The 21,041-nt window shown below is 58.2% G+C and carries 10 protein-coding genes; all 10 read right to left on the bottom strand.

Annotated elements, in window-relative coordinates; translation table 11 throughout:
• Positions 1–28 precede the first annotated feature (28 nt).
• Complete coding sequence (locus DQX05_RS27715) at positions 29–1,144, bottom strand: sensor histidine kinase (RefSeq protein WP_119796510.1); 1,116 nt, start codon at positions 1,142–1,144, stop codon at positions 29–31.
• A 21-nt stretch (positions 1,145–1,165) separates the two neighbouring features.
• The gene (locus DQX05_RS27710; protein ID WP_119796509.1) at positions 1,166–1,888 is read right to left on the bottom strand and encodes a response regulator transcription factor; all 723 of its coding nucleotides are present in this window, start codon (positions 1,886–1,888) and stop codon (positions 1,166–1,168) included.
• Positions 1,889–2,024: 136 nt separating this feature from the next.
• A complete protein-coding gene (locus DQX05_RS27705) occupies positions 2,025–3,326 on the bottom strand; it encodes a pyrimidine-nucleoside phosphorylase (protein ID WP_119796508.1) in 1,302 nt (433 codons plus the stop codon).
• A gap of 82 nt (positions 3,327–3,408) precedes the next feature.
• Positions 3,409–4,116: a purine-nucleoside phosphorylase gene (gene deoD / locus DQX05_RS27700; protein ID WP_119796507.1), complete on the bottom strand. Its 708-nt coding sequence runs from the start codon at positions 4,114–4,116 to the stop codon at positions 3,409–3,411.
• An 85-nt stretch (positions 4,117–4,201) separates the two neighbouring features.
• Complete coding sequence (locus tag DQX05_RS27695) at positions 4,202–5,392, bottom strand: NupC/NupG family nucleoside CNT transporter (RefSeq protein WP_119796506.1); 1,191 nt, start codon at positions 5,390–5,392, stop codon at positions 4,202–4,204.
• An 82-nt stretch (positions 5,393–5,474) separates the two neighbouring features.
• On the bottom strand, positions 5,475–5,876 hold the full coding sequence (locus tag DQX05_RS27690) for a cytidine deaminase (protein WP_220483293.1): 402 nt from the start codon (positions 5,874–5,876) through the stop codon (positions 5,475–5,477).
• Positions 5,877–5,934: 58 nt separating this feature from the next.
• Positions 5,935–6,600 (bottom strand): deoxyribose-phosphate aldolase, encoded by a 666-nt coding sequence (gene deoC, locus DQX05_RS27685; protein ID WP_119796504.1) that lies wholly within the window; start codon positions 6,598–6,600, stop codon positions 5,935–5,937.
• A gap of 242 nt (positions 6,601–6,842) precedes the next feature.
• Positions 6,843–7,199, bottom strand: a complete 357-nt coding sequence (locus DQX05_RS27680; protein WP_259392271.1) for an ATP-binding cassette domain-containing protein — start codon at positions 7,197–7,199, stop codon at positions 6,843–6,845.
• A 187-nt stretch (positions 7,200–7,386) separates the two neighbouring features.
• Positions 7,387–18,000 carry a non-ribosomal peptide synthetase gene (locus tag DQX05_RS27675; protein WP_119796503.1) on the bottom strand — a complete coding sequence of 3,538 codons (10,614 nt, stop codon included), beginning with the start codon at positions 17,998–18,000 and terminating at the stop codon, positions 7,387–7,389.
• 69 nt (positions 18,001–18,069) lie between these two features.
• The coding region (locus DQX05_RS27670; protein WP_119796502.1) for a non-ribosomal peptide synthetase at positions 18,070–21,041 on the bottom strand (2,972 nt) is incomplete at its 5' end.

Below are 21,041 nucleotides of genomic sequence, written 5' to 3'. Positions count from 1 at the left end.
ATATTCATGTTCTTCAGCATGAGAATGTTCACCGGCCTCCGCAAGGCAGCAGCGTCGTGACGCTGAAGCCATTCGTCCCGTCGATGATCACCGTGCCGCCAGCGGAAGCGGCCCGCTCCTCCATGCCTACAATTCCAAGCCCCTTCACGATCTTCGCCGCCCCGACGCCGTTGTCCGAGACAACCGCCTTGATGAATTTGTTCAGCACTCGGACTTCAACATGGATGGCGGTAGCCTGCGCATACTTGAGCGTATTCGTGACCGCTTCGGTCGCATTCTGCTGAATGATCTTCCATTGCAGCGGCGTAATGGCGTCGATATCCCCGTCGTAGGCCAGCGTCGCGGCCACGCCTTCCCGGGCCGTCAGCTCGTCGATGAACAGGCGGAGCCGGTTGATCCCCATCTCCTCCGGCCTCGGCTTCATGTCCTTGAGCGTCAAACGGATCCGCTCCAGCCCGTCCTTGGAGATCGCGACGGCATTGCCCAGCAGCTCGGTCGCCTTATCCCGGTCGGTGGCCAGCAGCCGCCGCGCCGCCTCCATCTGAATCAGCGCGCCGGCCATGGCATGGCCGATGTCGTCATGAATCTGCTGGGAGAGACGGTTCCGCTCCTCCAGCTTGATCGTATATTCGGACTGGCGGATATATTCGTTGTTCTCGCTCAAGGTGCGGGCGAGCCGCTCCAGATCCGCCCGCATATTTTCCCGTTCGCTCTCCAGCCTGGTTAGCTTGCCGCTCAGTCTGCTGCCGCAGGCGTACAGCAAATAGCTGAGCAGGGCGCTCAGCAAGTATAGCGGAATCAGATCGGGAGGAATGAAGAACAGCGGCGGCAGCAGGCATACGAAGGCGAGCAGCCTCCGATCCGAATGGATAGAGATGACTTCATACACATTGATCGGAAGCAGCAGCAGGAACAACGGGTCCAGCCGGATCGCGGATACGATGATGAAGACGGCGGAGCAGGCGATGAGGATCTGCTTGAGCCTGATGTGTGTGAAAATGGGAACCGCGATGTTCACGGCGAGATACAGCAAGTAAGCGAGAATATGCCACGGGCTGGCCGCCGAAGCGAAATTCAGCAGAAAAGAGGCCATCACGATATAGCCGAGCACCACCGCTTTATTGCCGATCGTCCATAACTCCATAGGTGAATAATCTCCTATCTCCTATTCTTCCGACATTCTCGCTTCGCCCGTCAAATAATAGATCGCAATCTGCGTGCGATGCTCGAGTCCCGTTTTGTTCAGGATCGAGGTGATATAATTGGCGACGGTTCCTTCGGAAATGAACAGCTTCTTGGCGATTTCTTTGTTGGATAAGCCTCGGGCGATATGGTCCATGACGCCCAGCTCCCGTTCGGTGAACAGGCTGCGGTCGATTTTGCATCCATTTGCGTTCGGATCGGCTGCCGCAGCTGGCGCCGTTGTCCCTCCGGACTCGGGCACGGCCGCGGGCGGGGAAGGAGGATGGCCTGCGGCAAGGTTTGCTTTGATCTTGTCCAGCACGACATCCTGCAGCACATGATGGTCGTTGCAGACGCTCTTGATGGCGTCGCGAATCCGTTCGGGGTCATTGTTCTTGAGCAGATATCCGCGCGCGCCCGCCCGGATGGCTTCCAGCACGAACTCGTCGTCGTCGAACGTCGTCAGAATGAGCGGCTTGACCTTGGTCTCCTCCGTCAACAGGCGGGCCGCTTCGACGCCGTTCATATTCGGCATCCGCACATCCAGCAGCGCAACGTCCACGTCGTGGCTCTTGCATAATGCGACCGCCTCGGCCCCGTCCTCGACCGTGCCGGCCACTTCCAATTCCTTGAAGCTGGATAATATGATTTTCATGCCTTCCCGAATGAACGAATTGTCGTCTGCGATCAGCACTTTGATAGTCACTGCGGTCTGCCTCCTGTCGCGCGAGCTTCATTTGTAGTATGAACGATAATCCCGCCGTTGCGCAACTTTTTTTCATGCCCCTAGACGCCTAACAGCCCCCGTCTTAGAGTAAGGCGGGGGCTGCACGATGGCTAGCTTATTCCATTACAATATCATGTACGAGCACCGGTGCTTCCGCATGGTCGCCGATGCGGATGTTGGCGTAAATCTTCTTGATGACATCGTCGACGTTCTCGCGATTCGCATAAATCGTAACGAGGGACTCGCCTGCCTGAACCGGATCCCCGATCTTCTTGTTCAGCATCAGGCCGACCGCCAGATCAATCTCGGAATCCTTCGTCGCGCGTCCCGCGCCGAGCAGCATGGCCGCCGTTCCAATCTCGTCCGCGACGATCTCGGCGACGACGCCGTCCTGACGTGCCGGGACTTCGATCAGGTAGGACGCTTGCGGAAGCAGACTCGGATCGTCCGCCACGGCTGGATTGCCGCCCTGATTCGCGATGAATTCCTTGAACTTCTCCAAGGCCTTGCCGTTGCGGATAACTTCCTTCAATTGCTCCTCCGCTTCTTCCAAGGTTGCGGCCTTGCCCGCAAGATAGACCATCTGCCGGCCCAGCGCCAGGCACAGCTCTTCCAGATCGGCCGGCCCGTGCCCGCGCAGCGTATCGATCGCTTCCTGCACTTCGAGAGAGTTGCCGATCGCGCGCCCAAGCGGCTGGCTCATGTCCGAGATGACGGCCATCGTCTTGCGGCCGACATTGTTGCCGATGCTGACCATTGCGTGCGCCAGCTCTTTCGCATCCTCTGCCGTCTTCATGAAGGCGCCGGCTCCTGTCTTGACGTCAAGCACGATCGCATCGGAGCCTGCCGCGATCTTCTTGCTCATAATCGAGCTGGCGATGAGCGGAATCGAATTCACCGTGCCGGTGACATCGCGCAGCGCATACAGCTTCTTGTCCGCCGGCGTCAGGTTGCCAGTCTGTCCGATGACGGCAATCTTATGTGTATTGACGAGATTCACGAACTCGTCCTTGCTAATCTCGACATGGAAGCCTTCGATCGCTTCCAGCTTGTCGATTGTGCCGCCGGTATGGCCGAGCCCGCGCCCCGACATCTTCGCCACCGGAATATCCAATGCCGCAACGAGCGGCGCCAGCACGAGGGTCGTCGTATCCCCGACGCCCCCGGTTGAATGCTTATCCACCTTGATGCCTTCAATGGCCGACAGATCGATCGTGTCCCCGGAGTTCACCATTGCCATCGTCAGATCGGCCCGTTCCCGCTCCGACATATCCTGAAAATAAATGGCCATGGCCCAGGCGCTCACCTGATAATCGGGAATATCCCCCTTCGTATATCCTTCGATGACGAAGTTGATCTCCTCCGTCGTCAGCTCCTTGCCATCCCGCTTCTTCGCAATCAAATCCACCATTCTCATCGTTGATGCTCCTCCCTGTCTCCCGTTGATTGATGCGCTGTCCCGTCTGAGGCGGACTGCTTGCCTAACCACTCTCGAACCGCTAGATCGAGATCGCCGTCTCCAGCGCGACCTCCATCATGTCATGGAAGGTCGTCTGGCGCTCGGCGGCCGTCGTCTCCTCCCCGGTCAGCAAATGATCGCTTACCGTCAAGATCGTCAACGCCTTGACGCCGTATTTGGCCGCGAGCGTGTACAGCGCCGTCGTTTCCATTTCGACTCCAAGCACGCCGTAATCCATCAGCTTCTTCACGACGGATTTGTCGCCGCGATAGAACATATCCGAGCTGAATACGTTGCCGACATGCAGCTTCAACCCCTTGGCCATCCCCCGTTCATGAGCCAATTGCAGCAAGGGGAAGCTGGCAATCGGGGAATAATCGTACCCGCTGAATTCATGGCGGTTCATGCTGGAATCGGTGCAGGATGCCTGGGCCAGAACAACGTCGCGCACATGCACATGCTCCTGCATCGCGCCGCAGGTGCCGACCCGGATCAAATTTTTGACGCCGTAATCCGCAATCAGCTCATTGACATATATGCTCGTCGTCGGAATGCCCATGCCCGTGCCTTGAACCGATATCCGCTTCCCGCGATAGGTGCCGGTGAACCCTAGCATGCCCCGCACCTCGTTATAGCACACGATATCCTCCATATACGTCTCCGCAATATGCTTCGCTCGCAGCGGATCGCCCGGAAGCAGTATCGACTCTGCAATCTCGCCTTGCTTCGCTCCAATGTGAACGCTCAATCCGTTCATCCTCCTCCGTCAGCCAGCGAGCCGCGTTCCGCAAGGGAACCTCGGCATCGCGACTATATATGTTGGTTGCGATTCCTTACAGGAACAGACCGGCAATCGTGGCCGACAGCACACTGACCATCGTGGCGCCATACAGCAAGCGCAGGCCGAAGCGGGCGACCGTGTTGCCCTGCTTCTCATGCAGCCCCTTCACGGCCCCGGAAATAATGCCGATAGACGAAAAATTCGCGAACGAGACCAGGAAAACGGATACGATGCCAATCGTCCGTGAAGACATTACGCTGTCCTTCGTCATAGCGGACAGATCGAGCATCGCCACGAATTCATTCGCCACCATTTTCGTCGCCATGATACTGCCTGCATCGACCGTTTCCTTCCAAGGCACGCCCATAAGGAACGCGATCGGCGCAAAAATATAACCCAAAATCTGCTGGAATGTAATACCGAACAAGGTTCCGAACAGGCCATTAATCAACGCAATCAGGGCGACGAAGCCGATCAGCATCGCAGCGACGGTAATCGCCACCTTGAACCCGTCCATAATGTATTCGCCCAGCATTTCAAAAAAGGATTGCTTGTGCTCTTCCTGAACCTCAAGAATGTCCTCTTCCTTCGATACCGTATACGGATTCAGAATCGATGCGATAATGAAGCCGCCGAACAGGTTCAGCACGAGCGCCGTGACGACATATTTCGGCTCGATCATCGTCATGTACGCCCCGACGATGGACATGGAGACCGTCGACATGGCGGAAGCACAGAGCGTATACAGACGACGCTCCGGCAGCATGCCGATCTGCTTCTTCACTGAAATAAACACTTCCGATTGCCCCAGTATGGCGGAAGCAACCGCATTATACGATTCCAGCTTGCCCATGCCGTTCACCTTGCTGAGCGCAAGGCCGATATATTTGATAATGAGCGGCAAAATCTTCGTATATTGCAAAATACCAATTAGTGCGGATATAAATACAATCGGCAGCAGAACCATCAGGAAAAATTGCGTGCCCTGCCCTTCGTTCACGATACCGCCGAACACAAAATTAACGCCTTCTGCCGCATAGGCCAACAGCGCTTCGAACACAGAGGCAAATCCCCGAATCAGCGTCTCGCCCACCGTCGTGTTCAACAATACGAACGCCAGGACGATCTGCAAAACAATCATTTGCACCAGCGGCCGATAGCGGATGCGGCCACGGTCCTTGCTCGCCATGTAGGTCAGTCCGAATACAACCAGCAATCCGGCAATAGCAATCACATATTTCATCTCAAGTTCCTCCCAAGCTCAAGCATTGCAAAACAAATCCGGATTCCTGTTACCGCTTACAAAGGGTCCAGGACAGGAAAACCTATTGGCTGTCCTGTTCCATGTCTTCGGCGGAAAAAGCGCCCGGCAGCAAACGAGAAATCGTCCATTCTTCGGTCTTGCCATGAAGATTCGACAAAAAGATTCTCGTGTCGCTGTCACAAAATTCAGCCAGCACCTGACGGCACGCGCCGCATGGAGCAACCGGACCTTCAGTATCCGCTACGACGGCAATGGCTTCGATCTTCTTCTCCCCCTCGGACACCGCCTTGAATACAGCGGTGCGCTCCGCGCAGTTCGTTAAGCCATACGATGCATTTTCCACGTTGCACCCGCGAAATATTTTTCCCCCGGCGAGCACGGCGGCCCCGACCTGGAACCGGGAATAAGGCGCATAAGCCTGCTTGCGCGCTTCAAGTGCCTCTTGAATCAATTGCTCCTTCATGATCTGCTCCTCCTTCATCGGCGCTTCTCCGCCAACATGTGCTTTCTTCCCTAGCAATCTAGTATGAAGATGACGACTCCATGCCATTCATAATGCTTACGCCGGAGCTCGCTCCGATTCGCGTTGCTCCCGCTTCTATCATAGTTTTGACATCTTCCAGGCTTCGTACTCCGCCGGATGCTTTCACGCCTGCGCGCTCTCCAACCGTTCTGCGCATGAGCGCCACGTCTTCTCGCGTAGCTCCGCCCGTAGAGAAGCCGGTCGATGTCTTCACGAAGTCGGCGCCGGCCTTCACCGCCAGCTCGCATGCGCGAATCTTCTCTTCCTCCGTAAGCAGGCATGTCTCAATAATGACCTTGACAAGCGCTTTGCCGGCAGCGGCTGACACGACGGCCGCGATGTCCCGCTCGACCTCGTCATCGTTCCCTGCCTTCAATTGTCCGACATTGATGACCATATCGATCTCATCGGCCCCATTCGCAATCGCGTCCGTCGTCTCGTAAGCTTTGACGGCCGTGGTCGAAGCGCCAAGCGGGAACCCGATGACCGTACACACCTTGACTGGGGTGCCGGCAAGCTGCTCTGCACAGTACGCCACCCATGCGGGATTGACGCATACCGAGGCAAATTGGTATCGTGCCGCTTCTTCTGTCAGCTTCGTAATCTCGTCTTTCACTGCGTCTGCCCGCAGCAGCGTGTGGTCAATCATTTGCGCAATGCTCATGCGGTACACCCCTTGAAAATTTAGTCATCATACTTATAGATTAACCATATTGATTTCACAGGTAATCATAACACGTCATCTGAACCGATGTAAACACTGATTAGAAATTATGTTCACCACAAAGATTCGTGAACTTGCCGCTTGAAGCATAGGACGGCCCATTTCCGGACATCTATCTGAAAAAAACCCCCTGAAACAGCGGGAATCGGACGGTCCGCTTTCTTGTTCCAAGGGGTTGCAAATTAGGTTAACTGTTCGATCGCCTGTTTTCCCTCATTCACATGATCGAGGTATTCGCTGTATGTTCCGTTGAACAGGACCGCATCATTTCTGCTTACATCGAGAATGCGCTTGGCGATTCGTTTCAAAAAATACTCGTCATGGGAGACGGCGACGATCGAACCCGGAAAAGCGCAGAGCGCTTCCTCTATCCGCTCTCTCGTCTGAAAATCCAGGTCGTTGTTAGGCTCGTCTAGCACCAGAAGATCGGCTTTTGAAAAATAAAGCTTCACAAAAGCGACCCTGCATTTTTCTCCCCTGCTCAAAGCCGAGATTTTGCGGTACACGGTGTCCCGGCGGGCCGGCACCGTTATTGCCAAGCAAAGCGACATGCTCGCCTTCGGCGATTTCCAAGTGGACGTTCTCGAACAGGGTCCTTCCGTCCCATGACTTCGCCGCATTCTCTACATGTACCGCAATCATCTATCTCTTCCACCCTTTGACTGGTCTGACTTCGGCCTGCAAGCGGGAGCGGTTGGAAGCTCACGTTGAAAAAAGCCGGTTTTCTTAGAAAACCGCTCCCTCCTTCTGCCGGGGCATAAAATAACCTTTATTCTTCATCTGCTCTATCAGCTTGCGCACATACGCTTCGGCAGGAGGCGGCCACGTAAATCCGCTCTCTTCCAGGCAGGCTTGAGTATAAGCGGAGTCCGTCCGCACCAGTGCCTGGTACTCCTCCCGGAGATCCACGTTATAGTACATAAAGCCAGTCAAGTCCTCAAAGCGCTCGCGGTCATCGGATACGGAAGCGATCCATTCTTCGTACCTTTCATTCACCATGACCTCAATCTCGATTCCGGCCAATCGGAAAAACTGCGAAATCGTTATTTTGTGAGGGTTATAGATATGGTATACCGGAATGCCCGGCTGCTCGGAGGACGATTGCATCAATGCCATAATGGCGGCACTGCACATATCGACCGGTGAAAAATCACTTTGCTCTTTATGGATGTCTTCCGACACCGCTCCCAGCCTAAAGATCGTTTCCAGCGTATTCGTAAAGGCATTGTCCGCAAGATTGCTTTGGACCAGCCCGTCGGCTTGTCTTCCCGTAATCATCCCCACTCGGTAAACACTCGCATCAACCCGTTCCTCCCGAATCGCATCCAAGACGAGACCTTCCGCCAGGAACTTGCTTTTTACATACACATTGTTCGTAAACTCTTGCCCGACAAAGTAGTCAGCCTCGCGGAAAAGGACCTCCCCTTCCCCTTGGGCTACATTACCGCTCACACTCATCGTTGAAATATAGTGCAGCCGCTTCCCGGCAGCCGCCAGACGAAGAACCGTCTCGGTGCCGCCGATATTAAATTGTTCGAATTCCCGGTAGTCACCGAAATGCTTGGTCATGGCGGCCGCATGGACGATCTGGTCAATGCCGTGCTCCAGCTTGGCGTATTGCGAAGGAGTTAGCCCCATCCGTTCGCGCGTTATATCGCCGTTGATGACGAGGATGCGCTCTCCCAATGCCGCTACATAGCGGGAAAATTTATCGGGATGGTAATAGCCGACGGCTTCCAGCAACCTCGCCTCCGCCGCCGCTTGATCGCTGCCGCGGACAAGGCAGCAGATAACGCTCTCCGTCTGCTCCAGCATGTCGTCCAGCAGATGAATGCCGAGGAACCCGGTAGCGCCCGTCAACAAGACGCGGCTTCCCGCGGTAAGCGGAAGAGGCCGTCTCTTCCTCGCCATTTGCTTCAAGTCGATTCGGACCTCCGGGGAGTCGATGCTTATCGTTCGCGCGGGCTCCATTATTTTCCGGGCAATATTTTCGATCGTTTTCAGTTCAAAATAATCCTGGATGGACACGTTCCATTGCTTGGAGACCGACATCGACAACAGCTTCAATATATTGATCGAATTCCCGCCCAGCTCGAAAAAGCTGTCGCTCACGCTGATCGAATCCGACGGGATATCCAAGACGGCGGACCAGATGTCCCGGAGCTCCCGCTCCACCGCATTTTGCGGGGCGGCGAACGGAGCCGAACCGGACAAAAACTCGTAAGGCTCCGGCAAAGCCTGGTGATCGATCTTGCCGTTCGCGGTAACCGGAAGCTCCTTCACCTGCACGAGGAAAGCGGGTATGCAGTATTCCGGCAAAACATCCGCCAACGCGGAGCGCAGCTTCGGGATATCCATTGGCTGGGAGGCGCTAAAATAAGCGCACAAGTACGTTTGCCGCTGCCCGTCTTCCCGGGCAACGACGGTCGCCTCCCGGATGGCGGGCATCCGCATCAACTGCCGCGTGATCTCCCCTGGCTCGATGCGATGGCCCCTGACTTTGACCTGGTTGTCCTGCCTTCCCAGGAATTCCAACGTTCCGTCCGGCAGCCAGCGCCCGATGTCCCCGCTTCGGTATATCTTTGCTCCAGGCGCGAACGGATGGGCGACAAATCTCTCTGCGGTGAGCTCCGGCAGATTCCGATAGCCCCTTGCCAACCCGGCTCCGGCAATCCAGATTTCGCCGGGAATTCCGATCGGTTGCGGCCGCATGTGCCGGTCCATAATGTAGACCTGGCAGTTATCAATCGGTCTTCCGATTGGAATCCGCTGCGACTTGTCCCGGATCTCGATGCTCGTCGTGACGACGGTGTTCTCGGTCGGTCCGTAATTGTTGACCAATGTATAAGCCGTATGCTCGGGAGCAGTGTGCATCTTTTCTCCCCCGGTAAGAAGCAGCCGCAAAGACCGGTTCTCGAGGCGGATGAACTGCTCGCAGAGGGCGGTCGGCAAAAAGCAGACGCTGATGCGATGAGTCTCCAGATACTCGCTGAGCAGATAAATATTTTTGCGAATTCGATCCTCGATCAGATGAATCGTCGAGCCCGCGATCAGGTACGGGAAAACCTCCCAAACGGACGCATCAAACCCGACTCCGGCAAATTTGGCGCTTCTATCCTTGCTAGTAATGGCAAAAGTCCGGTTATGCCAATATACGAGATTGACGAGCGATCGCTGCTCGATCATGACGCCCTTCGGTACGCCAGTCGAGCCGGAGGTGTACACGATGTATGCCAGATGCTCCGGGCCGCTGGCGGCTTCGGGGTTGGAGCTCTCCCCTTCATGCTGCAGGAAAGGCTTCAAGCCAATCGTCTCGCATGCGCCTTCTCCGCCTTCCCCCGACTCGGCCAGAAGGATGCGGGCTCCGCTGTCGTTCAGCATATGCCGGATTCGCTCCGCCGGGTAACCCGGATCGATCGGAACATAGGCTCCACCCGCCTTCATAATGCCGAGGATGCCGATCAGCATCTCCAGTGAATGTCCGGCCTTCAGGCCGACGGGCTGATCGGGAGCAACGCCTTTGGAGCGCAGCACCCGGGCGAGGCGGTTCGCTTTGCCGTTCAATTCGCGGTAAGTCAGGAAGAGGTCCCCGCATACGGCCGCCTTCTGTTCCGGCGCTCTGACCGCCTGCTCCTCGAACAGCTCCTGGATCGTCCGCCCGGCAGGATATTCGGTCCGGGTCTGATTAAATGAATCCAGCTCCGCCCGTTCTGCCTCGTCCATCATCTCCGCGTCGAGCTTCCGGCCGGGGAACTCGACCATGGCGGAGACCAACTGGATAAAGCGGAGGGCCATGCGCTCGATCGTCTCGCGATCGAACAGACTCGTGCTGTATTCAAAATGCAGGTGAATCTCGTCCTCCTCTTCCACGGCTTCCAGCGTCAAGTCGAACTTGGATACCTTCCACTCCAGGACTGCGGGAGTTCCGGCGAACGAGGAAGCTTTGCCTTCAGCCGCAAAGGAAAAGACCGTATCGAACAGCGGATTCCGGCTTGCGTCCCGTTGCACTGCCAGCTTGTCGAACCACTCGTGCACAGGATACTCTTGATGCTCGAGAGCGAGAAGAACGCCTTCTTTCACTTCTTCCACGAAGCTTCGGAAGGTCAGATCGGCCTGCGGGCGGCTGCGGATCGGAAGCATATCCACGAACATTCCGACCACCTGATCCAGCTCCGCTTGCGGCCTTCCCGATACCGGCGTTCCGATGACGATGTCTTCCTGCCCGCTATATTTGGACAGCAGGACATTGTAAGCGGCAAGCAGCGTCATAAAGACCGTCGCTCCGCATGATGCGGAGAACCGCTTGATGCTTGCCGTCAGCCCGGCAGGCAACTCGGCCGTGATGACCTCCCCTTCGAATTGCTGCAGGGGCGGTCTTGGCCGATCGGCCGGGAGCTGCAGGACCGGAATATCGCCCGCGAACGAGTCCAGCCAGAACCGCTCGTGCTCCGCCATCTGCTCCGGATTGCTCCGTTCACGCTGCCATACGGCGAAATCTTTGTACTGCACCGCCAGCGGAAGGAGCTGCTCCTGCCGGTTGGCGCAGATCAGGGCGAACTCTTCCAGCAAAATGTCAATCGATATCCCGTCCGAAATCATATGATGCATATCCAGCAGCAGCAGATCGCCGCCATTCCGCATACGGATCAGGCCTGCACGGAACAGGGGGGCCTGCCTTAGATCAAACGGCCGGATCCAATTGGACAGCAACTGATCCGCCTCGGACTCGTCCCCGCATTCCCAGTAATGAACCGGAATCCGGACATGAGGCGCGATACGCTGGACGAGCTCCTCGCCGTTCATATGGAAAGACGTCCTGAGGCTCTCGTGCCGGTCGGCCAGCAGCTGCATCGCTCTCTCCGCCGTGGACAGCTCGAGCCGCTCCTCCAGCCGAAAGGCCATCGGCATATTGTAGCTGAGACGCGCTTCCCGGAGATGACTGACGGCATACATGCGTTGCTGGGCAGAGGAAGCCGGGTAATGCTCCCGCGGTCCGGCCGGCGTAATCTTGAGACGCTCCTGCCGCTGCGCTTCTTCAACGTACGCCGCCAATTGCTCCAGAACCGGACGGGCGAACACTTCTTTGAGCGGAATATCGACCTGCAGTTTTTTTTCGATCCGGGCGGTGAGCAGCCTGACCTTCAGCGAGTGCCCTCCGAGCTCGAAGAAATGGTCATAGATCCCGACTCTCTCGGCCCCAAGCACCTCCTGCCAGATTGCCGCCAAGGTCTCTTCGATAAAGTTGCGGGGTGCCGCATATTCCGCTCCCGCTTCCGTGAGATCCGGCGCCGGCAGTGCCTTGACATTGATCTTGCCGCTAGGCAGCAGTGGGAACTGCTCCACCTTCACGAAATACGACGGAATCATATATTCCGGCATGCTGTTCGCTAAATGCGCCCTCAGCTCGGACACGGTGCACTCCCGCTCGGTCACGAGGTAGGCGCACAAGCAGGCATGCCCTCCCTCTTCGCGCTCGGCCGTCACCAGCGCCTCTCTGACTGCGGGATGCTGGAGCAGCCGGTGGCTCACCTCGCCCGGCTCAATCCGGTAACCACGCACCTTCACCTGCTGATCGAGGCGTCCCAGATACTCCAGGTTCCCGTCCAGGAGCCAGCGGACTTCGTCGCCGCTCCGGTACATCCGCTCTCCCGGCTTGTACGGGTGCGGCACGAACTTCTCCGCGTTCAGCTCCGCCCGGTTCAGGTAGCCGCGCGCCAAACCCGTTCCCGCGATGCACAGCTCGCCCGGCACCCCAATCGGAGCCAGCTTCCCGTGACTGTCGAGCACAAGAACCTCTGTCCCTTCGACCGGACGCCCCAGCAGCGCCTTTCCTCCAAGAACGCACTCGTAGCGCGTCGCGTCGACGGTAGCCTCCGTCGGCCCGTAGTGGTTGTACAGCCGATACCCTTGGGCCAGCACCTTTTCCGCGATGACCGGGTCCAGCCGTTCCCCGCCGCAGAGCACCGCCCGCAGGCTCGGCGCCTGCTCCGGTTGATCCGCCAGCAGCTCCTGCAGCGTCGCCGGCACAAACTGAGCCAGATCAATCTGATGCTTGTTCAGGAACGGGATGAACTGCTCCCTCACCAAAATATGCGGCTTCTCCGCGATGACCACCGTCGCCCCGTGCAGGAGCGACACCAGCGTCTCCTCGACGCTGACATCGAACGAGCTGCTCGTCATGTGCAGGACGTTCTGGCCCGGACCCAAGCCGTACAGGCGGCCGAACCAATCCGCCAGGTGCAGCACGCTGCGGTGCTCGATCATGACGCCCTTGGGCGTGCCGGTGGAGCCCGACGTATAGATGACGTAGGCCATATCGTCCGGGCCGTTCACCGGCTCCGGGTTGCCCAGCTCGGATAGCGAGCCGCCGCCGTCTCCGCAGGTCCCGCGCACCGCTTCATCGGCGCCGCTCTCCTTGCCGCTCGCCCGGGCTGCAACCGCGTCCGCGGCCTCCATATCCTCCAGAAGGAGCACCTCGCCTGGAAAGCGTGCGGCCCCCTCCTGCAGCCCGCGCTGCGTCACCAGCAGCCGGGCGCCGCTGTCCTCCAGCATCCCGCCGATCCGTTCCGCGGGATAGTCGGGGTCGATCGGCACGTAAGCGCCGCCGGCCTTCAAAATGCCGACAATGCCGACAAGCGTGCCGAACGACGGCGCGGTCATCAGGCCGACGCGATCGTCCGGCCCGACTCCCTTGGCGCGCAGCCCATGGGCCAGCCGGTTGGCCCGGCGGTTCAACTCCCGGTACGTCATCGCCTCGTCCCGGAACACGGCCGCCCGCTCGTCCGGCGTCTTCTCCGCCTGCGCTTCGAACTGCTCCACGAGCGTGCGGTACCGCAGGGGACGGGCTTCCGCGCCGGCGAACGAGCCCAGCAGCTGCGCCTTCTCCGCGTCCGTGACGATCTCGATGTCCGCGATGCGCGCCTGCGGCCGTTCCAGCGCCGTCCGGACAAGCTGCTCGAAATGTACGGCCATCCGCTCGATCGTCTCCCGCGCGAACAGGCTCGTGCTGTACTCGAACCGCAGCACCAGCGTGCCGTCGTATTCGATCGCCTCCACCGCCAAGTCGAACTGGATCGCATGATGGTCCATTTCAACGGGAGTCCAGCCCGGCATCCCGCTCGCCTCCGCACTCTCAATAACATTTTGCAGCGTGAATATCGTCTCGAATAACGGGGTGCGGCTTACGTCCCTGCGAAGATTCAACCTCTCGAACAACTGCTCGGCCGGATAAGCCTGGTTTTCGTAAGCTTGAATGACGGTACGTTGAACTTCTTCCAGGAACGATCCGAACGTTTTGTCCGGCTGCGGGAAGCTTCGTAACGGAACAGTATTGACGAACATGCCGACGACGCCTTCCAGTTCGGCGAAGGGCCGATCGGTAACCGGCGTGCTTACCACGAGATCTTCTTGCCCCGTATATTTGTGCAGCAAAAGGTTATACATCGCCAGCAGCATCAAAAATAATGTCGTCCCGTTCTCTGCGGCTTGCCGCTTCAATTGTTCCGTCATTTCCTTCGATAACTCATATTCCACTGTATCGCCGACAAACTGCTGCACGGAAGGTCTCGGAAAATCGGCAGGCAACTGGAGCACGGGAATGTCCCCGGCAAACGTCTCGAGCCAGTACCGTCCCAGCTTCCGCATCGGTTCCGTATTCATCTGCTCGCGCTGCCATACAGCAAAATCTTTGTGCTGAACAGGGAGCGGATCGAGCGGCGCATGCGGATCGGCGTAGAGCTGCGCGAACTCGCGCAGCAAAATATCAAGAGACACGCCGTCCGAAATGATATGGTGCATATCCAAAAACAAGATTGAATCCCCGTTGCCGGTATCAATCAGACCTGCTCTCAGCAAAGGCGCTTCCCGCACATCGAAGGGCCGGATCCACCCGGCTGCGATCTCCCGGACCTCCTCCTCCGCAACCGCTTCGCAGGCGAGGGGAACCGTTACCCGGGGGAGCACCTTGAGGAACAACTCCTCCCCGTCGCGCGCCACGCAGGTGCGGAGGCTCTCATGTCTCGCCGCCAATGCTTCCAGACTCCGCTCTACCCGCTGCCGGTCAAGCGGATAAGGCGCCCGGAGCAGAAGTGGCATATTGTAGCTGAGATCCGCTCCGTCCAATTGACTTGCGACATAGATCCGCTTCTGAGCCAGAGACGCAGGATACAGCTCCCGGGGCTCGGCAGGCCTGATCGTCTCGTACCGCTGCCGCGGCGTCCGCTCCAGCAGCGCCGCCATGTCGCGCAGCACCGGCCGGGCGAAGACTTCCTGAAGAGGCAGCGGCGTCTCGAACAGCTTGGCGGTCCGCGCAATCAGCATCGTGGCTTTCAGCGAATGCCCTCCCAGCTCGAAGAAATGATCGTGTCTTCCGACCCGCTCTACCCCGAGAACCTGCTGCCACAAGCCGGCGAGCTTCTGTTCGGCTTCCGTAAGGGGAGCCTCGTACTCGGCGACGGTACGCATTACAGCATCGGGCTCCGGAAGCAACCGTCTGTCAATCTTTCCGTTCGGCGTCAGCGGAAAGCGTTCCATCTCCACGAAGCAGGAAGGAATCATATAGTCCGGTAAGGCGCGGGATAAATGGGCCCGGATATCCGCTCTGCTCCATTCTCCGTCCGGAACGAGGTATGCACAGAGACTGCTATGCCCCGCTTCATCTTGATAAGGGAGAACCAGCGCTTCTTTGACCGACTTATGCAGCAATAGCTTATGGGCAATCTCATCGGGTTCGATCCGGAAGCCGCGAATCTTGACCTGATGATCGATCCGCCCCATATATTCGAGATTGCCGTCCGGCAGCAAGCGCACCAAATCGCCCGTCTTGTACATCCGCTCTCCGTCCAGATAAGGACATGGGACGAAGCGGTCGGCGCTCAGCTCCGGCCGGTTCACATACCCTGCCGCCAAGCCTTCGCCGGTAATGCACAGCTCCCCCGGTATGCCGATCGGCTGCAGCCGTCCGTATTCGTTCAGGACGAGTGCTCCGGTGTTCCGCAGAGGACGGCCGATCGGAAGCATCCGACTATCCGAAGCGAGGCGATCTACGGCATAGAAGGTGGCGAAGACCGTGCTTTCCGTCGGACCGTACACATGAATGATTTTGCCCGGCCCCATCACCTGGAACGCCTTTTCCACATAAGACATCGTGACCTGCTCCCCGCCGAACAGCACATGGCGAAGACCGCGAAGCGCAGGGGCGTTCACTTCAACCAGCGTATTGAATAAAGCCGTCGTCGTAAAAAACATCGTGATCTTCTGACCGGAAATGTACGCCGACAATTGCCCCATATCCAGCATGAACTCCTTCGGCACCAGCACCAGCGAAGCGCCGTTGAGCAGGGCGCCGAAAATGTCGAAAATCGAGCCGTCGAAGGCATAGTTCGACAACTGCAATATCCGGTCATCCGGCGTAATATTTATGTATCCTGGATCGATTACCACTCTCTCGATATTGCGGTGAGCCGTCAATATCCCTTTCGGCTGGCCGGTCGAGCCCGACGTATAAATGATATAGGCCGGATCCGTAGGAGAAGCGAGACGATCCAGGTTCGAATCGTCGCTTTCCAGCGCGGTTTCTTCTTCTATCTGAATGACTTCTCCGGCGAACTCCGCTAGCACACGGCTGTTGGCGGAAGTGCGATCGGCCAGCAGGAGCGCGGCACCCGAGTCAGCCAGCATGTAGGCGATCCGCTCCCCCGGATAGGCCGGGTCGATAGGCAAATAAGCACCCCCCGCCTTCAGCACGGCCAATATGCCGACGATCATCTCAGCCGAGCGTCCGGTCATCATCCCGACGACCGCATTCGGGCGGACCCCCTTCAGCCGCAGCCGCCGGGCCAGCCGGTTCGCCCGCGAATTCAGCTCTCCGTAGGTCATGCTCGTTCCGCCTTCAATTAATGCGGCATGCTCCGGGCGGGCGGCAGCCTGCCGTTCAAAATAGATGTCCAGCGTATGCGCCGCCGGCCGGCCATGCCCCGCAAGAACCGCAAGCTCAAGCAGGAGCCGCCGCTCCTCGCCGTCGGCTAGCTCCATTGCTTCTATCGGCAGCGCCGGGCCGGCCGCCGCTTGCCGCAGAACGGCCATATAATGCCCTGCGATGGCCTGAATCTCCTCCGGCTCGTACCGGGCCGCGTTATAGTTGATCATGAACAGCCCTTCATCAGGCGCTATCGTCAGATTAAAATCATAATTCGTTTGCTCGTGAGAATGCATGCCCGTAATCGTAAACTTCAACAGCGCCGCCTCTTCTTCCGGATCGGCCGCTTGCGCCGGATAGTTCTGATAGGCGACGATATGATCCAGGAGGCGATGCTTTAACGGCGACTGCTCTTGCACATCCGCAAGCGATACGTACATATATTTTTCCGCTTCCGCCATGTCCCGCTGCACTTTTTGAACGAGAGCAGAAAACGTCTCTTCCTTGCGAAGGCGCACGCGGACTGGCACGGTATTGATAAAGAGGCCGACCATGCGCTCGATTCCTTCGATTTCAGGCGGCCGTCCCGACACGACGGCGCCGAATACGACGTCATCGGCCTGATTGTATCGGTGCAGCACAATCGCCCACGCCGCTTGCATGACGCTATTCAAGGTGGCTTGGCAGGTCCGGGCCAGCCTTGTCAAGCTGTGCTGCAGCTCCTCGCCCAAGGGCTGCACGTAATCCGCCTTCTCATACGTTCCGCCTTTCCCAGCGCGGAGTGCGGGCACCGCGCTCGGCTGCTCGTACCCTTCGAGACGCTTCCGCCAATACTGCACGGCTTCCTTCCGATCCTGCTTGTCCAGCCATTGAATATAACTGCTGTAAGGAGGAGACGCTTCCCCGCTCAACGCGCCGCCACCCAGCAAGGTAGCATAGATGTCGAAGAAATCGCGCATCACGATTTGAAAACACCAGCCATCCAGAATGATATGGTGATGGGTGAAGAGCATTCGCCAATTGCGTTCGCCGGTGCGGAAGACAGCCACACGGAACAGCACGTCCTTGGCCAAATCAAAGCCTTTGCTCCGATCCTCCCGCTCATAGGCTTCCCACCGCTCCTTCCGCTGCTCCGGGGACAGGTCCAGCAGATTTTCAAACACAACCTTGGCCGTTCTCTCCTTCAGCACAATCTGCCGCGGCTTCTGGAGCTTCTCATGCACGAAGATCGTTCTGAGGATATCATGCTTCTGCAGCAGCGCATCGAAGCTCCGCTGCACCGCGTCCAGATTCAGATCCCCCTCGATCGTTAGCGATAATTGCAAGCAATACATACCGGGATCTTCCTGAAGCAGCGAGTAAAACAGCATCCCTTCCTGCATAGGGGATAACGGATATACATTCTGGATTTCATTTCTATCCAATGAAGCTCACTCCTGACCATCGTGTATTGGAAGCGAAAGGAGCGGCGGCTGCCCCTCCCTCCGCAGTAGTTATAAATCCTTGACCAGTTCCAAAATATCGTCCAGTTCTTCCACCGTCAGTTCCGGATCGTCGAGATCGCTAGGCGTCAGTCCGCCCTCGTCGATGCTCATGCAATGATCTATCAGATTCAGAAGCCGGGTCCGGTACCGATTCGACAGCTCCTCCATCTCGCGCTCGGAATATTCCCGGCTATTATATTGAATCGCCGTAAGCAGCCGCCCCTCCATGGTCACGGAGGTAATGTCCAGCGCGTGAGTTCGCTCCGACAACCGATGCATAGAGCCGCCCGCCGACAGCGGCGAAGCGGCGAGGAGCGGCCCTTCTTCCTCCCCGACGAATTGGCCGAGATAATTGAAGCTGATCTCTGGCTTCAGCTTCCAGCTCAAGCCGCTCAGATGCTGCCGCGGTGTCAAATATTTCAAAACTCCATAGCCAATCCCTTTGCTTGGAATATGATGGAGCGTTTCTTTCGTCCGGATAAGCGCGCTCTTGGCATCATCCCCCGACGAAATATGCAAAATTACCGGAAAAGCGGAAGTAAACCAGCCTATCGTACGGGTAATGTCCAGATCGGGAACAATCTCTCCCCTGCCGTGTCCTTCCATCTCCACCGCGATCCGCTCCATCTTTCCCCAGTCTCTTAACGCCAGCCCAAGCGCGGCCAGCAAAATATCGTTAGGCTCGGTGCGGTAAGCCTGGTTCGCCTTCTTCAGCAAACACTCCGTCTCGTTACCGGAAAGGCGGAAGGTCACCGCAGCGCTGTCCTCCTGCGTATTGGATGCGGCGGATTGCCGTTTGGGCAGTGGGTCTGCCAGCGTATTCTCGATATTCGCCCAGTATGGGATTTCCTGAAGCAGAGCGCGGCTTCCCGCGAATGCGGTCAGCTCCTCCGCCCATCTCTGATAGGAGTGGGTCTTATCCGGCAGTGCGACAGGCTGTCCGGCTGCCGCCGCTTCATAAGCGGCGCTCAAATCCTCAATAAGGATTCTCCACGACACGCCGTCAATGGCCAGATGATGAATGACGAGCGCCAGATGGTCTCCTTCCGCCGTCTGATACAGGCCTGCCTTGACGAGCGGTCCTGCGCTCAAATCGACGCCGCCCTGTAGCCGGAGAACATCGGCTTCGATGCGCTCCGCCCAATCGGCGTGCTGGCGGAGGTCCATGACCTCAAGCGTAAAATGGGTGCCGTCCGTGGCCCGGTTCATCTGCACGATCTCGTGATCATGCTCATGAAAAACGAGACGGAGCGCGTCATGATGCTCGACGATCTTGTGCAGCGCCCGTTCGAGCAGGACGGGATTGAAGCCTTCACGGCGGAAAAAGATCTCCGCCTGGTTCCACTGATGCCGGTTACGGAAGTTTTGCCCGAAAAACCAAATTTGGATCGGGGTGAGCCGTACTCTGCCCTCCACAGGGCTTTGATCGATCCAGCTCTCTCTACGCTTCACCAAGGGAGACAGCTGCTCTATCGTCGGATGTAAAAACAAGTCCTTTATTTCCAGCTTCAGCGAGTGCCGGTTCAACCGGGCCGCAATCTGGATCGCCTTGATCGAATCGCCGCCGTAATCAAAAAAGCTGTCGAAGATGCCGATACGCTCGACGCCAAGCACCTCCTGCCATACCTCAGTCAATATGGCTTGAACAACGTTCTCCGGCCGGGCATACTCCGTCCCCGCTATATCCCGGTCCAGATCCGGCAGCGCCTTCAGATCGATCTTCCCGTTCGGCAAGAGCGGGAACTGCCCCAGCCTCACGAAATAAGACGGGATCATATATTCCGGCATGCTGTTCGCTAAATGCGCCCTCAGCTCGGTTGCGGTGCACTCCCGCTCGGTGACGAGGTAGGCGCATAAGTAGGCATGCCCTCCCTCTTCACGCTCCGCCGTCACCAGCGCCTCCCTGACGACGGGATGCTGGAGCAGCCGGTGGCTCACCTCGCCCGGCTCGATCCGGTAACCGCGCACCTTCACCTGCTGGTCGAGGCGGCCCAGATATTCCAAGTTCCCGTCCGGCAGCCATCTCGCCTCGTCGCCGGTTCGGTACATCCGCTCCCCCGGCTTGTATGGATGCGGTACGAACTTCTCCGCAGTCAGCTCCGGGCGGTGCAGGTAGCCGCGGGCCAAGCCCGTTCCCGCGATGCACAGCTCGCCCGGAACCCCGATCGGGGCCAGCTTCCCGTGCCTGTCGAGCACGAGAATCTCTGCCCCTTCGACCGGACGGCCCAGCAGCGCCTTTCCCCCCCGGATGCACGCGTAGCGCGTCGCGTCGACCGTAGCCTCCGTCGGCCCGTAGTGGTTGTACAGCTTGTACCCTTGGGCCAGCACCATCTCCGCGACGACCGGGTCCAGCCGATCCCCGCCGCAGAGCACCGCCCGCAGGCTCGGCGCCTGATCCGGCTGATCGGCCAGCAGCTCCTGCAGCGTCGCCGGCACGAACTGGGCCAGATGAATCTGATGCTTGTTCAGGAACGGGATGAACTGCTCCCTCATCAAAATATGCGGCTTCTCGGCGATGACCACCGTCGCCCCGTGCAGTAGCGACACCAGCGTCTCCTCGACGCTGACATCGAACGAGCTGCTCGTCATGTGCAGGACGTTCTGGCCCGGACCCAAGCCGTACAGGCGGCCGAACCAATCCGCCAGGTGCAGCACGCTGCGGTGCTCGATCATGACGCCCTTGGGCGTGCCGGTGGAGCCCGACGTATAGATGACGTAGGCCATATCGTCCGGGCCGTTCACCGGCTCCGGATTGCCCGGCTCGGAGAGCGAGCCGCCGCCGTCTCCGCAGGTCCCGCACACCGCTTCTTCGGCGCCTCTCTCTGGGAGCGCTTTGTCGCCGCCGCTCTCCTTGCCGCTTACCCGCACTTCAACCGCGGCCGCGGCCTCCATATCCTCCAGAAGGAGCACCTCCCCTGGAAAGCGCGCGGCCCCCTCCTGCAGCCCGCGCTGCGTCACCAGCAGCCGGGCGCCGCTGTCCT

This window comes from Paenibacillus thiaminolyticus (assembly GCF_003591545.1).
GTDB classification, from domain to species: domain Bacteria; phylum Bacillota; class Bacilli; order Paenibacillales; family Paenibacillaceae; genus Paenibacillus_B; species Paenibacillus_B thiaminolyticus_A.
Note: the sequence above shows the minus strand (reverse complement) of the source record. Positions and strands in the feature narration are given on the sequence as shown.